Annotated in this window: 13 protein-coding genes; 8 read left to right on the forward strand and 5 right to left on the reverse strand. The window is 52.4% G+C overall.

From position 1 onward, the window contains the following. Position 1: 1 nt before the first annotated feature. Positions 2-925, forward strand: coding sequence for a transporter (locus BOC67_RS18730; protein WP_291912357.1), 924 nt, complete (start codon positions 2-4; stop codon positions 923-925). Positions 926-988: 63 nt separating this feature from the next. Here BOC67_RS18730 and BOC67_RS18735 read toward each other — a convergent pair whose 3' ends face one another. From BOC67_RS18735 to BOC67_RS18745, 3 genes are read right to left on the reverse strand one after another with little or no spacing between them, the layout of a single operon-like run. Further along, entirely contained in the window at positions 989-2,653 is a 1,665-nt protein-coding gene (locus tag BOC67_RS18735; RefSeq protein ID WP_291912359.1) for an FAD-dependent oxidoreductase, read from the reverse strand. A gap of 21 nt (positions 2,654-2,674) precedes the next feature. Continuing rightward, positions 2,675-4,075 carry an ATP-binding protein gene (locus BOC67_RS18740; protein WP_291912361.1) on the reverse strand — a complete coding sequence of 467 codons (1,401 nt, stop codon included), beginning with the start codon at positions 4,073-4,075 and terminating at the stop codon, positions 2,675-2,677. Positions 4,076-4,085: 10 nt separating this feature from the next. After that, a complete protein-coding gene (locus BOC67_RS18745; protein ID WP_291912363.1) occupies positions 4,086-4,910 on the reverse strand; it encodes a universal stress protein in 825 nt (274 codons plus the stop codon). Positions 4,911-5,082: 172 nt separating this feature from the next. On the opposite strand from BOC67_RS18745, the gene BOC67_RS18750 reads away from it, so the two are divergent. Continuing rightward, a complete protein-coding gene (locus BOC67_RS18750) occupies positions 5,083-6,060 on the forward strand; it encodes an NAD(P)H-quinone oxidoreductase (RefSeq protein WP_291912365.1) in 978 nt (325 codons plus the stop codon). A 60-nt stretch (positions 6,061-6,120) separates the two neighbouring features. Here the strand turns inward: BOC67_RS18750 and BOC67_RS18755 are convergent, their stop codons facing one another. Continuing rightward, positions 6,121-6,831, reverse strand: coding sequence for a Crp/Fnr family transcriptional regulator (locus BOC67_RS18755; RefSeq protein ID WP_291912366.1), 711 nt, complete (start codon positions 6,829-6,831; stop codon positions 6,121-6,123). A 76-nt stretch (positions 6,832-6,907) separates the two neighbouring features. Between BOC67_RS18755 and BOC67_RS18760 the strand changes: the two genes are divergently transcribed. Continuing rightward, a complete protein-coding gene (locus BOC67_RS18760) occupies positions 6,908-7,528 on the forward strand; it encodes a class I SAM-dependent methyltransferase (protein ID WP_291912369.1) in 621 nt (206 codons plus the stop codon). Positions 7,529-7,551: 23 nt separating this feature from the next. Continuing rightward, positions 7,552-7,800: a hypothetical protein gene (locus tag BOC67_RS18765; RefSeq protein WP_291912371.1), complete on the forward strand. Its 249-nt coding sequence runs from the start codon at positions 7,552-7,554 to the stop codon at positions 7,798-7,800. Between the two features lie 137 nt (positions 7,801-7,937). Here the strand turns inward: BOC67_RS18765 and BOC67_RS18770 are convergent, their stop codons facing one another. Beyond that, a complete protein-coding gene (locus tag BOC67_RS18770; protein WP_291912372.1) occupies positions 7,938-8,723 on the reverse strand; it encodes an AraC family transcriptional regulator in 786 nt (261 codons plus the stop codon). A gap of 124 nt (positions 8,724-8,847) precedes the next feature. On the opposite strand from BOC67_RS18770, the gene BOC67_RS18775 reads away from it, so the two are divergent. From BOC67_RS18775 to BOC67_RS18790, 4 genes are all read left to right on the forward strand, one after another. Then, entirely contained in the window at positions 8,848-10,179 is a 1,332-nt protein-coding gene (locus tag BOC67_RS18775; protein WP_291912373.1) for a TolC family protein, read from the forward strand. A 6-nt stretch (positions 10,180-10,185) separates the two neighbouring features. Then, entirely contained in the window at positions 10,186-11,250 is a 1,065-nt protein-coding gene (locus BOC67_RS18780; RefSeq protein ID WP_291912374.1) for an HlyD family secretion protein, read from the forward strand. Then, the gene (locus tag BOC67_RS18785; protein WP_291912375.1) at positions 11,243-12,838 is read left to right on the forward strand and encodes a beta-carotene 15,15'-monooxygenase; all 1,596 of its coding nucleotides are present in this window, start codon (positions 11,243-11,245) and stop codon (positions 12,836-12,838) included. The genes BOC67_RS18780 and BOC67_RS18785 overlap by 8 nt, the downstream gene beginning before the upstream one ends. A 282-nt stretch (positions 12,839-13,120) precedes the next feature. Beyond that, the gene (locus BOC67_RS18790; RefSeq protein WP_291912376.1) at positions 13,121-14,383 is read left to right on the forward strand and encodes an acetyl-CoA C-acetyltransferase; all 1,263 of its coding nucleotides are present in this window, start codon (positions 13,121-13,123) and stop codon (positions 14,381-14,383) included. Positions 14,384-14,388: the final 5 nt, after the last annotated feature.

Consider the following 14,388-nt stretch of genomic DNA (forward strand, 5'->3'; position numbering starts at 1 on the left):
TATGATGAAAAGAATTCTCCTGATACTTACCTGCCTGCTAACAGTGACGACTATACGTGCATGCGACATCTGCGGCTGCGGCGTAGGCAGCTACTACCTCGGCATCCTGCCGGATTTCAGCAAACGCTTTGCAGGCCTGCGTTACCAGCATAAAACCATGCAGTCGCACCTTGGCGCCGGCGGCGCTACCTCCTACCTCACCACTGCGGAAACCTACCAGACAGCAGAACTCTGGGGCGGCTGGAACATCGGCCAACGCTTCCGCGTGCTGGCTTTTGTACCGTTCAATTTCAACGGCAAAACCAACGAGGGCGTTACCACGCATCAATCCGGGCTGGGGGATATCGCAGCCATAGGCTTTTACAATGTATTCAGCAACCGGCAGACGGTGCTGAACAGCAAGCTGCTGGTACAGTCCCTTTGGGTGGGCGCCGGCGTCAAAGCGCCTACCGGCAGGTATTACCAGGCGGCGAAGATAGCCGGTGGCGAGTCGCCTAACAATTTTCAGTTAGGCACCGGCAGTACCGATTTTACGCTCAACGCGATGTATGATATCCGGCTGATGGACGCGGGCATCAACGCCAACCTGAGTTACAAGATTAATACCGCCAACCGTTACGATTACCGCTATGGGAATAAGTACACCGCCAACCTGCTGGCGTACTACAAATTTCGTATAGCCCCGCAGGTGACTGTTTCGCCGGATGCGGGCGTGCTGTATGAAACTGCCGGAAAGGATATGGATGCAGGCCTGCAGGTGGATGTGTCCGGCGGTTATGCGTTGATGGGAACAGTAGGCGCAGAGGTCATGCTGGGCAGGGTGAACATCGGCGGGAACTTTCAGCCGGTGATTAAACAGCAGCTGGCGGATATGCATGTGAAAGCGGGCAGCCGGATGATGGTGCATGCCACGGTGTTGTTCTAGGAAATAAAACAGCCGGCATATTATTGCCGGCTGTTTTTATCTTGTAGATGGATATTAAATCCCTTACTTCACCTCTGCCAGGTACTTATGCACAAAGCTGATCGCCATCGACCCCTCTCCAACGGCAGCGGCTACACGATTCATCGCCTTCGCCCGCACATCCCCTGCTGCAAAAATCCCCGGGCAGCTGGTTTCCAGCAAATAGGGATCCCGGTCTTTCTTCCAGATGCTCCTGAAATCGTTGTAGTTCTTTAATTCATTGCCGGTTTCGATAAACCCTTTTTCATCCCGGATGATATTCAGGGAAATCCAGTCGGTGATGGGTTTTGCGCCAATGAAGATAAACAGCGCTACCGCGTCCGCGGTAATGGTTTCGCCGCTGTCAATGTTATTGATCACAATGCGTTCCAGCCTGTCGCCGCCCATGGCTTCGATCACTTCTGATTTACCCCGTACTTCAATGTTAGGCGTGTCGTTAATCTGGTCGATCAGGTAGGCGGACATAGTGCTGCTCAAATCCGGTTTCCGTATCAGGATAATCACCTTTCTCGCAAACTTGGACAGGTACATGGCTGCCTGCCCCGCGGAGTTGCCGCCGCCTACGATGTACACATCACCGCCCATGCAGGCCGTAGCCTCCGTCATAGCGGCGCCGTAATATACGCCGGCCCCTGTGAAGTCGGATAGCCCTTTGGTATCCAGCGTGCGGTAATCCACGCCCGTGGTGATGATGATACTGCGGGTATTTACAGAGCTGCCATCCTCCAGGTTGATCTTATTGTAGCCATCAATCTGTTCGATGCTGGACACCGCCTGCGGGGTGATAAACTCCGTTCCCAGGCGGGTTGCCTGCGTGATGGCCCTGCGCGTGAGTTCCGCACCGCTGAGGCCTGTGGGGAAGCCCAGGTAGTTTTCGATCCGGCTGCTGGTGCCGGCCTGGCCTCCAGGGGCGCGCCTTTCGATCAGCAACGTTTTCAATCCTTCGGATGCGCCGTACACGCCGGCAGCCAGGCCTGCGGGCCCTGCGCCGATGATCACCACATCGTACACGTCGTGTTTTACCTGCGGATTAAGCCCTACTTTCTTTGCCAGCTCCTGGATACCAGGGTTGGAGAGCCATTGGCCATCTTCAAAAAATACCAGCGGCAAATCCTTTGTGGTCAGCTGGTTCAGTTGCAGCAGCTGTTGCGCTTCCTCGGAAATTTGTATGTCCAGCCATTGATAAGGAATGAGGTTGCCCGCCAGGAAGTCCTTGATGGTATGGGATTTTTGCGAATACTGGTAACCCGCCACCTTAATGCCTTTGAAGCTGGGGCGATAGCTGTGTTGCCAGTCGTCCAGCATTTCGTCCAGCACGGGATAGAGTTTTTCTTCCGGTGGGTCCCAGGGTTTTACGAGGTAATAATCCAGTTGGGCTTTGTTGATCGCGCGGATGGCGGCATCCGTATCGGAATAGGCGGTGAGCAGTACCCGTTTTGCATCCGGGTAAAATTTACGGGCGTATTCGAGGTAGCTCACGCCGTCCATTTCGGGCATGCGCTGATCGGAAATAAACATGGCGATGGTTTCGCCTTTGTTTTTCAGTTCAGTCAAACTTTCCCTGGCTTCCTTTACGGAAGCAGTGCTGATAATACGGTATTGTTCGCGATACTTACTTTTCAGGTCGCGCACGATGGCCCGCAGCACCTGCGGATCGTCGTCAATACAAAGAATAATCGGGAGGCTCATGTCAGGTCTTGGAATAATTTATTAGTCGTGCAACGGCAGCAGTACCGTAAAGGTTGTGTTGCCGGGCTCGCTCGTTACTTTATAATGGCCACGGTGGTGGCGGATAATTTGTGCTACAATATCAAGTCCCATTCCGGTTCCTTTTCCAATATCCTTGGTGGTAAAGAAAGGGTCAAAAATTTTGTCTTTTATTTCCGGGGAGATGCCAGGGCCATCGTCGGTAATTTTCACGGCCAGGCATTTCCCGTCCATGGCGGTAGCCACGGTGAGATGCCCTTTCCCGTTTGGCTCCATGGCATCAATCGCATTGTCAATGATATTGGTCCAAACCTGGTTCAGTTCACCTGCAAACGCATTGACCTGCGGCAGCGTGGTATCAAAGTTACGGCTAACTTCGATATTGGACTTGCGCAGTTTATAGTCCAGCATGTTGAGGGTGCTTTGCAGGCCGGTATGTACGTCTACCGGGGATTTATCCTGCCCCTGGTCCATATGGGTGAACGACTTCACGGAGTCCACCAGCTTGCTGATGCGCGCCGCCGCTTCTTCAATATCTGTTACCATTTTTTCCGTCACGAGGTTGGTATTGATCCAGTTCAATACCGGTGAAACGGCGTTGTCCGCAATATGTTTCCGGAATTGTTCGATATGTACCTCAGAAAACCCGAAATCTACCATGTTTTCGGCGATGTCCATGGCGTTATCCACTTTGTATTTATCCAGCACGTCCAGGAGTTCATCCGTTTTATCGCCCCGTTCGAGCATGCCCATGGGCGGCGGCGGGCCTTGTTGCAGTACGGCGAACATGATGTTGTTGATGGCGTCCACCTGGGTTTCGGAGAGCTGCAGGTTCATCAGGGCTTTGAATACATCCGGTACCAGTTGCAGGTGTTGTTTGAGGCTCCTGGCGCCCCGCAGGATGGCGGATGCCGGGTTGTTCAGTTCATGCGTAAGGCCGGCGGAGAGTTTGCCCAGGGCCATCATTTTTTCGCTTTGCTGTTGCAGGCCGGTGAATTCGCGCACGCGGCTCGTCATTACATGCACCAGCGCCTGGGTGAGTTCAAAATGATGGTGGATGAGGTCATCGATTTTTGCTTTTGGAAACGTGAGTACCTGTATAGGTTCCACTACGTCGCAGGTAGCGGCTACTTTCGTCATGCGGGAAAAGGGAAGGTAGCCCGTGATGGATTTAGGTTCCAGCGTCATCAGTTCTACCATATCGTTGTATTGCTGCAGGTAGAGTTTTGCCCGGCCTGCAATCACGATGTGGGTGCCCGGCACGGCATCGCCGGCTTTGAACCAGGTATTGCCAACGGGGTAGAGGTGATGTTCGCTGTTATCAATGAACCATTGGAGCTGACCGGCCGGTACGTCTTTCAGGGCATCTATGGTTTGGAGCCAGTCGGCGGTTACTTGTATCATTTGCAATAGTTTACTTAGGCAGCACCATTAAAGGGATCCTGCTGTTCCAGGCCAATCGTTGCGTTATACTTTTCTGGAAGAAGGATAATATGCTGTTATTTTTACGGTGAATGGTAATGATCATATCAGCTTCGTTGGACTGGGCATATTCGCTGATGCTTTTTGCCACATCCCGGTTGGAGCTGTAGGTATATGTCACGTTGTAGTTATCCAGCAATTCATGCATCTGTTTTATTTCATCCCGCAGTTCCGTCTGGTATCTTTCATTTTTTGCGATGTTGATGACCAGTAGCTGGGCCTGGAAGAGGTCCAGCACGCGGGTGAGCTGTGATTTTTCTGCATGTGCAAAAATTTCCAGGTCTAATGCGAGCACTATTTTTTTAGGTATGGTAATAGGCGCATCCGCCGGGATGAGCAGCAACGGGAGGTTGATGCTGTTCATGGTGCGGATGGCGGTGCTGCCCACCAGCACTTTTTCCAGGTTGGATTTACCTTTCATGCCCATCACCACGCAGCGGATATCTTCCTCAGTGGAAAGTTGTTCCAGCACTTCGTTAACAGGGAGGTTGGACGTGATGCCCCGTACGGTGGTGGCTTCGCCGGTGATAACCGTCATATCCGTCTGCCACTGCGCAATGAGCTTTTCACTTTCTTCCCTGATATCCGGTACGCTAAACGCCACAGCGGGTTGGTTGGCCAGTGCGGTAGGGTTGAGGAAGTAACTGTTTAACAAGATGAGTTGCCGGGTTTTATAGTATTTTGCCAGGAAGCTGGCATATTCTGCCGCATGGAACGCTGCATCTGAAAAGTCGGTTAATGCCAGAATAGTTTGCATAAGATCAAGTTATTTTACTTTAATGAAAGAACAATCAAATAGCGTTATGGTTGTTAAGATATAACGGGTGTGATAGCTTGATCAAAAGAAATACCACAATTTTTGTGGTTATTTATGTTGAGAGCAGTTTGTCTGGGATGCTGAATTACATTCAACTTACAAAAAATATGTTATGCAGGCAATTATTATTGTACAGCCAGGAGCGCCTTCGGTGATGCATTTGATGGAAAGGGATACGCCCGCTCCGGGTCCGGGAGAGGTACTGATCAAAGTGCATGCGGCGGGCGTGAACCGGCCGGATGTGGCGCAGCGTAAGGGTAATTATGCGGCGCCTCCGGGCGCTCCGATCGATATTCCGGGACTGGAAGTGGCCGGTGAAATTGCCGCGGTGGGCGCCGGTGTACACCACTGGAAAACAGGCGATAAGGTATGCGCGCTGCTGGCTGGCGGCGGGTATGCGGAATATGCCGTGGCGCCGGCAGGGCAGTGCCTGCCAGTACCAGAAGGCTGGGATTTCATACAGGCGTGTACGTTACCGGAAACGGTGTTTACCGTATGGCACAATGTATTTCAACGGGGGCGTTTGCAACCGGGCGAGCATTTCCTCGTCCATGGCGGCAGCAGCGGCATCGGCATCACTGCCATACAGCTGGCCCGGGCGTTTGGCGCCAGGGTATTTGCTACCGCCGGTACGGACGCCAAATGCGCGGCGTGTATGCAGCTCGGGGCGCATATCTGCGTCAACTACCGGACGGAAGATTTTGAAGCCCGCCTGAAGCCGGAAGGCGTGGATGTGATATTGGATATGATCGGAGGGGATTATATCCACAAGAATGTGCATTTACTCAACACAGAGGGGCGGCTGGTGTTCATCAACGTAATGCGGGGCGCCAGGGATACGCTGGACGCGCTGGCCGTCATGCAAAAGCGGCTGACCATCACGGGCAGCACCCTGCGCAACCGCGACCTGGCCTTTAAAGCCGCGCTGGCAAAGGAAATCCGGGAAAAGGTATGGCCGCTGATAGCAGAAGGGAAGTTTAAACCGGTGGTGAGTAAGGTGTTTCCGCTGGCGGATGCTCCTGCTGCGCATACTTTGATGGAGAGCAGCGAGCATATCGGGAAAATTGTACTACAGGTGGTGAAAGATTGATATGTGTTCCCTGTTCATTCTCAGGAAACATAAAGTGCTGCCGGGATCGTATATTCATTCTCAGGAAACATAATTCGACACCTCGACTAACTTTTTAATATCCAGTACCTGGATCTTCCTGCCGGCGCTATGTATCAGCTGCTGTTCCTTAAATTCCCTGAGAAAGCGCACCACATTCTCCTTGGCGGTGCCTACAATATTGGCCAGGTCCGTCCGGGAAATGTTGATGGTAACCGGCTCCCCGGGCGCAGTATCGTCTTTATATTTTTCCCGTAATACGATCAGCGCTATGGCGAGCCGTTCCTTTACGGAGCGCTGGGCAAATACAGAGATGGTATTGCTAAGCACGGCAAACTCGTGGCTGAGGGCCTTTAACAGCCGCTGGGTCAGGATGGGGGATTGCTGCAAGGCCGCCAGGAAATCGGCCTTGGGTACAAACTTCAGCACGCAGTCCTCCAGCGCGGCGGCGGAATCCGGGTAACGGTCATCTCCCAAAATGGCATGATATCCGATAATTTCCCCCGTATTGGCCACATAAATAATTTGTTCCTTGCCGTCCTTATCCGCCTTATATTTCTTTATTTTCCCATGTTTAATAAAGTATATACCGGAAGGTACTCCGCCTTCGCGGAATATGATTTCACCCTGCTCAAACACTTGCTCCTGCTGGTTTGCACAGAGGAGTTCATACTCTTCTTCGGGTAAGTTCAGGAAGATGGACTGGGACCTGAAATTCCATTTGTCTATTGGGAAAATGCCAGTTAAGCTCATACGCACGATTATACCAAAACCTGAAAAATTGATTTTTATCAACGCAACAGGTTGAATGCAAAGTTAACTTTGCAGGATGGAATTATCAACAGGCTTTGGCTTGAGCGAGCGATTGGTGAAGCCTAACTGTTTTTTAAATGACGGTGCATTTGACTGGCTGTATCCTGAGCGTATTCAACGATTATCAAGGCGGCACTGGACGCCGGTAGGGGTAGCGAAGGCCTCGGCGCGCTTCCTCGCAAACGAGCCAGGAAAGCGGATTTTAGATATCGGTAGCGGCATAGGAAAATTCTGCCTGGTAGGCGGCCACTATAACCCGGACGCATTGTTTTTTGGCGTGGAACAGCGGGAAGAATTGTATAACCTGGCCATCGACGCCCGTAATATGACCGGAAAATTTAATGTAGATTTTATACACGGAAACTTTACGCATCTGGACATGGATGATTATGATAATTTCTACTTTTACAACGCTTTTTTCGAAAATCTCGATCACCAGGACAGAATAGATCATAAAATAGAATATTCACAGAGCTTATACGTCTACTATTGTAAGTATCTGTTTAAAGTGCTGGACGCCAAACCTTCGGGTACGCGACTGGTCACTTTCCACAGCATGGGGGATGAAGTGCCGCCTGCCTATCACCTGGTGGACTGCTCCATCGATACCCTGCTGAAGATGTACATTAAAAAATAATTTGATAAGCGATAAACAAAAGCATGATGAAAGCAGAAGGAAATATCCCGATGATAATGAGTCAACTTAAGAAAGGTGAAAGCTACGCCGAAGTAGAACAAATCATTCAGAATGCTGTCAGTGATCTGTCTGAATCAAACAAAGCTGCATCATTGGAGCAACTGCAAGCCGCACTGGACGAGGTTTCTCCACTGGACTGCACCACCGCTGAATGGAACGCCTGCCGCTATGCGCGCATGTACCTCAGCTCCCAGATGGCCGAAGCTGTCTGAATTTAATCGGATTATTTTTATTGAAAACTATGTGGAGAGGGCTTGTGGGCCCTCTCTTTGTTTTATATCGCAGATCAGCAAAGCTATGCAACCCGCCGCCCCCGCGCCATCCTGGCTACCCCAACATTCACCAGCGCCTAACTTTTCCTGAAATCCGTCGGCCTCGAATGCGTGAACTCCTGGAAAGCATCCGAAAAACTACTCACCGAAGTGTACCCCACCTCATACGCAATCTCGCTAACCGGCTTCGCCGTTTTAAGAATCATCTCAATCGCCTTCACCATACGCAGCGTTTTCAAATACTGCAAAAAAGAAATCTGCAGGGAGCTTTGAAACAAACGCGACATCGACCTTTCACTGATATTAAACCGCTTGCTCACCCCCGCCAGGGTAAGCCGCTCCCCGATATTTTTTTCCATGTAACGGATAATCCCCAGCATCTGGTCATCGTTCGTCGTAGGAAGGATAATAGGCAAGGCCTTGTTGTTCAGCTCCGGTAACAACTTCTTCATCGCTACCAGGAACTCAAAATTATCGTCATGACTCGTCACATGCCGCCCATCCCAGCGCTCTGAATAATTGATCATCTGTATCAGCAGCTCGCTGGCCGGGTATATGCCCAGCTGACTGTAAAAAGGATTGCTGTCGTCATCATGGGAATAAAAATACAGCGACCGTAACACCGTGGCCGAATGCCCGATGCGCAGGATATGCGGCATCCCCTGCGGCACCCAGAAGTAATGCCGCGCCGGCACCACGTACGTGCGGTTGCCTATCGTTATATAGGCAATGCCCCCTTCCACGTAACTCAGCTGCCCCTTATTATGCGTATGCAGCGGTATCAGCTTTTCAGACTTCTCATGCATGACAAACACGGCATTGCGCTGCTTGTTGATTTCCGGTAATGATGCAATTAATCCCATAACCCTGCAAAGGTAAAATTTTAATTTGGCCGGAATGATGAAAAGATTGACGTTTTATCTGAAACGGCATATCGTAACGCGTGATAATTTTGCACCCGGATATTGATCACAGGTATCTATTATTATGAATCACAGACAAGGAATTATTGCCACAGGACTATTACTGGCAATTCATTCATCACACATTTACGCGCAGGCAACCACCGTAAATGATACCCTGAAAATTACGCTGCCACAAGCCTGGCAGAAAGCCGAAGCCTACAGCAGGGCCATTGCCATCCGGAAAAAAAGTACGGCCATTTCAGCCACTGAAATCGAGGATCTGAAAAGAGAACGTCTGCCCGAACTGGAAGTGATGGGCAGCGCAGAAAAGGCCACCAACATCCCCATCTACGGCGATGGCGTTTTCACGAAACCTACCAGCCAGCACGAAGTAATCCACACTTTATATAAGGTAGGCGCGGATATGTACTTCAACATCTACAACGGTAACAAGCTAAATCTGAAAATTCAGGCGGAAAAAGTCCTGCACCAGATGGCCGCCATCCGCGAGGAAGAAACCATTTCCGCCATCCGCTACGAAACCGCTGCGCACTATCTGGAACTGCAGCAGGCGCTGGTCTTCCGGGACCTGATCCAGCGTGATATTGCCGACCAGCAAAAGCAGCTGCAGGAAATCAAAACGTTCTATAAAAACGGCACCGTACTTAAAAGCGACGTGCTCCGCGTGGAACTGGACCTCTCCAAACGCCAGCTCACCCTCGTGAAAATCGAGAACGATATACAGGTGGCTACCCAAAAGCTGAACATCATCTTAGGAGAAGCAGATGAACGGCCCGTCCTGCCGGCGGCACTGGCAATGCCGGAAGCCGGCGTCGACTATACCCAATGCCTGCACGAAGCATTGGCTCATTCGTACCAATACCATCTCTCCGAAAACCAAACCCAACTCAGTAAACTCAACTTAAGGCAGGTGAAAGCCAACGTGCGGCCAAAGGCCGGCCTCTACGGGGATTTCTACTACGCCAATCCGCAGATATTTTTATACCCTTACAATCCAAGCTGGTACTCGCTCGGCATTGCAGGCGTAAAAGTATCTTTCCCCATTTCATCGTTATACCACAACACTAATAAAGTAAGCGCTGCGAAAATCGAGCTGGATAAGGAAGAAGAAGCGCATAAAGATACGGAAGATAAAGTGCGGCAACAGGTGAAGGAAGCCTTCCTTCGCTATAAGGAGTCGCTGGTACAGATCGACGTGGCACAAACCAATGTGGCACGCGCACAGGAAAACGCCCGCATTATCAAAAGCGCTTACTTTCACCAGGCCTCCCTCGTCACCGACTTGCTGGATGCGGACGTGCAGCTGTTGCAAACCCGCTTTGAACTGGCCGCCGCAAAAATTCTTGCCCAAAATAAATACTACTTACTCCGCCACATTACTGGCACGCTATAATTCAGAATGAAAAAGAAATACATTGTATCCGACAGGCTGATCACCAGGATCACAGGCTGGATGGCTGGGATCATCGTACTCGCTATGGCCGTTTGGGGCTTTCAGTCGCTCCGCTCTTACTACCTCTACGAACAAACGAACGACGCGCAGGTGCAGGAATACGTCAACCCCGTCATCTCCCGCGCCGGCGGCTTCATCGTAGCGGTGAAGTTCGAAGAAAACCAGCTCGTGAAAAAAGGAGATACCCTGCTCGTAATCGATAACCAGGAATACACCCTGGAAGTGGATCAAACGGAAGCGGCTATACGAAAAGCCGAAGCGCAGCTCCGGGTGCTGGACGCCAACATCGTTACCCTGCAAAAAACCGCCAGCGCCGCAGAAGCCCGCATCAGCGGCGCCAAAGCCAAAGTATGGAAGCAGGAGCTGGAATACAAACGCTACAAGGAAATGTACGACGATGAAGCAGCCACCCAACAGCAGCTGGAAGACGTGCAGGCAACCCTCGATATCAATAAAAGCGACTATAAAACGGCAGAAGAAAATTACGGCGCCGCCACCGCGCACATCCGGGATGTGTACGCGGAAAAAGCCGTGGTGCAGGCGGAAATAGCGCGACTGAAAGCCCTGCGCGACCGCCACAATCTCGACGTAGGCTATACCGTTATCCGCGCCGCCTACGACGGCCGCATGGGCCGCCGTACCGTAGAAGTAGGCCAGATGATCGACGCCGGCGAAACGCTGGCCTACATCGTCAACAACGAAACGGATAAATGGGTGGTGGCCAACTATAAGGAAACGCAGGTGGAAAAAATGCGTATAGGCGACACCGTGGACATCATCGCGGACGCCTTCCCTGACCAGCGTTTCAAAGGCACTATCATCTCCCTGTCGCCCGCCACAGGTTCCAGCTTTTCCCTGCTGCCGCCGGACAACAGTACCGGCAACTACGTGAAGATTGTGCAGCGCGTACCCGTGCGCATCCGCGTGGATGGCAAGCGGGCGGACGTCGACCGGCTCAAGGTAGGCATGAACGTAAACGTGTACCTGCCTAAAAAACAACACCATGGATAAGGGCATGCCTATTCCCATATTCAAATCCTGGACGCCGGAATGGCTGATCAAAGTCATCCTCTTCCTCCTGATATTACCAGGCATCGTCATCTTCTTTTTGCCGATGGCCAATATCAACGCGGCGGCAGGCTACTACGGCAGCGAGCCGGCGGATATTCAATTTGCCGTAGCGTTGTTCTACGCCGGCTACGTGGGCTTTTACAGCCTGGAACGCCGCTTTTTCGCCTACCTGGCCGCAAAGGAATATTACGTCGTGTTCACCTTTTTACAGGTGGCTACCTGCATCTGCTGCTATCTCACAAACGAACTCTATATCTTTTTCCCGCTGCGGTTTTTACAGGGCATGCTGTTTGCCTGCACGGTCAACCTCTCGCTGTCCCTCATGTTTACCAGGCTGGTCAGCGAAAGAGCGCGGGAAGTAAGCTTTTCCGTATTCTTCGGATTCCTGCTCTGCGCCATGCCTTTCAACAACTTCGTCACGGCGGATATGATCGATGCTTTCAACTTCAACATCGTGTATAAAGCCACTGCCTTTGCATACATGCCGGGGCTGCTGCTGGTGCTGCTCACGATGAACAGCGTGCGGCTGAACGTGAAGTTCCCCCTCTATAACCTGGACTGGCAAAGCTTTGCGCTGTATGGCGCCGCCCTCTGCCTCTTCGCTTATATCATGATCTACGGGCAGGAATATTACTGGCTGGAAGATGCGCGCATCCGCAACAGCGCCATCGCCATCGTCCTCCTGCTCCTCATCTATATCGTACGGCAATACAGGATGCGCCGCCCTTACCTGCACCTGGGCGTGTTTAAGTTCCGCAATTTCAAAGTCGGGCTGCTCGTGCTGTTCATCATGTACATCTGCCGCTTCGCTTCCGGCATCACCAATACCTTTTATACCACGGTGCTGAAGTTCGATCCCATACACCTCTCTTACATCAACCTGCTGAATATGGCCGGGCTAATCACCGGCGTCATCATCGCCTGCTGGCTGATCTTAAAAAAGCGGCACATCCGCACGCTGTGGATGCCGGGCTTTGCGTTGCTATTAGTATTCCACATCTGGATGTTCTTCCTCTTCGATATTCAGGCGGACGAGTTTAATTATTTTCTGCCCCTGTTCATACAAGGCGCCGGCGTGGGTTTCATCATGGTGCCCACCATCGTGTACACTATTTCCGCGGTTCCGGTAGCCTGGGGCGCCAGCGCTTCGGCGGTATGCCTGGCCATCCGTTTTCTCGGGTTCTGCGTCAGCATTGCGCTCATCAATTATTTCGAACTATTTGGTAAAAGCCGCCACTATAACGCCTTCCAGGACCATCTGACGAAGGTGGACCCGGTGGTGAGGCAAACGCTGCGCATGCAGGCCCATCACCTGGAAGCCAGGGGAATGGCCGCGGGCAAGGCCATGCGGGCCTCCGGCAAGCTGTTGGTCAACAGCGTCCATACGCAGGGGCATTTGCGTTTTGCGATGGATTACTATGAACTCATGTCGTGTTTAATTATCGTCACGCTGTTGCTCATTATGCTGTTCCCGTACCTAAACCGTACGGCGGTGTACCTGAGGTCCCGCAGGCTGTCGCCCGCCTGATAAACCGGTTAATCATACATGTGTTAATAATCGTCCTACGCGCACCGGCCGTTCCGTTCCCGGAATGGCCGCTTTTTTTATACCCGTTTTTTTGAAGGCGCATATAAATTTTTTTTAGGGGGAGAAATCAGCGCTGCCCCGAAGCCCGTTCCGTTTACACGCACCTTACCGCTGTTCCGCCTGCCAACGCAGTATGTATATCCTGTGCAATCACATGTCTATATAAACGCAGGGCTTTCCTGTCCTGCCAATTAATCTTAACTTTAGTAAAACCCTGCAATCATGGAAAAAGTAGCCATCGTTGGGTCCCAGCGCGTCCCGTTCGTTAAATCCTTTACGCATTACCTCCGCACTTCCAACCAGGATATGCTCACCGCCTGCCTGCAGCAGCTGGTGGCCAGGTATAAACTCAGCGGGGAGCGCCTGGGCGATGTGGCGCTCGGCGCTATCATGAACCGCAGTACCGACTGGAACTTTGCGCGGGAATGCGTGCTGGGCAGCGGGCTGGACCCGCATACCCCCGGTTATAACGTGGTACGGGCATGCAGCAGCAGCCTGGATGCCGCTGTGCAAATAGGCCTGCGCATCAAAGCCGGGCAGATATCCTCGGGCATTGCCGGCGGCTCGGATACCAACAGCGACCTCCCCATACTCTTCAGCAAGCAATTCAGCTGGAAGATGATCGCCTTGCGCCAGGCAAAAACTTTCGGGGAGAGGCTGAAAGTGCTGGCATCCTTCCGGATCAAAGATTTATCCCCCGTGTATCCCGGCATCGTAGAACCGCGTACCGGCCTTTCCATGGGCCAGCATACGGAGCTGATGGTGAAGGAGTGGGGCATCTCCCGCGAGGCCCAGGACGAACTGGCCTACCATAGCCATATGAATGCCGAAAAGGCTTACCAGGCAGGCTTTTTCAACGATCTCGTTTTCCCGTATAAAGGCGTAACCAAGGATACCATCATCCGGCCGGACACCTCGCTGGAAAAGCTGGCCAAACTACGGCCTGCCTTTGATACCAGCGGCAAGGGCACTTTAACGGCGGGCAACAGTACCCTGTATTCGGACGGCGCGGCCGCGGTGCTGCTGGCATCGGAATCGTATGCGCGGGAGCGTAACCTGCCGGTGCTGGCCTACCTGGAGGACGCGGAGTCCGCCGCGGTGGACTATGTACATGGCGAAGGCCTGCTCATGGCGCCTACCTACGCCGTAGCGCGGCTCCTCCGCCGCAATAACCTCACCCTGCAGGACTTTGACCTCTACGAAATCCACGAAGCATTTTGCGGGCAGGTGTTGTGTACCCTCAAAGCCTGGGAGGACCCCGCCTATTGCCAAAAGCTGGGCTACGACCAGCCCCTGGGCAGCATCGACCGCAGGAAGCTCAATACCACCGGCGGCAGCGTAGCCATCGGCCATCCCTTTGGCGCTACCGGCGCCAGGATACTGGGGCAAACCGCCAAGATGCTCCACGAACGCGGGGGCGGCCGGGCGCTGATCTCCATCTGCACGGCGGGAGGCATGGGCCTGGTGGCAATAGTACAGCGATAGGGTAA

The sequence above is a fragment of the Chitinophaga sp. CB10 genome (genome assembly GCA_001870995.2).
Taxonomy (GTDB): domain Bacteria; phylum Bacteroidota; class Bacteroidia; order Chitinophagales; family Chitinophagaceae; genus Chitinophaga.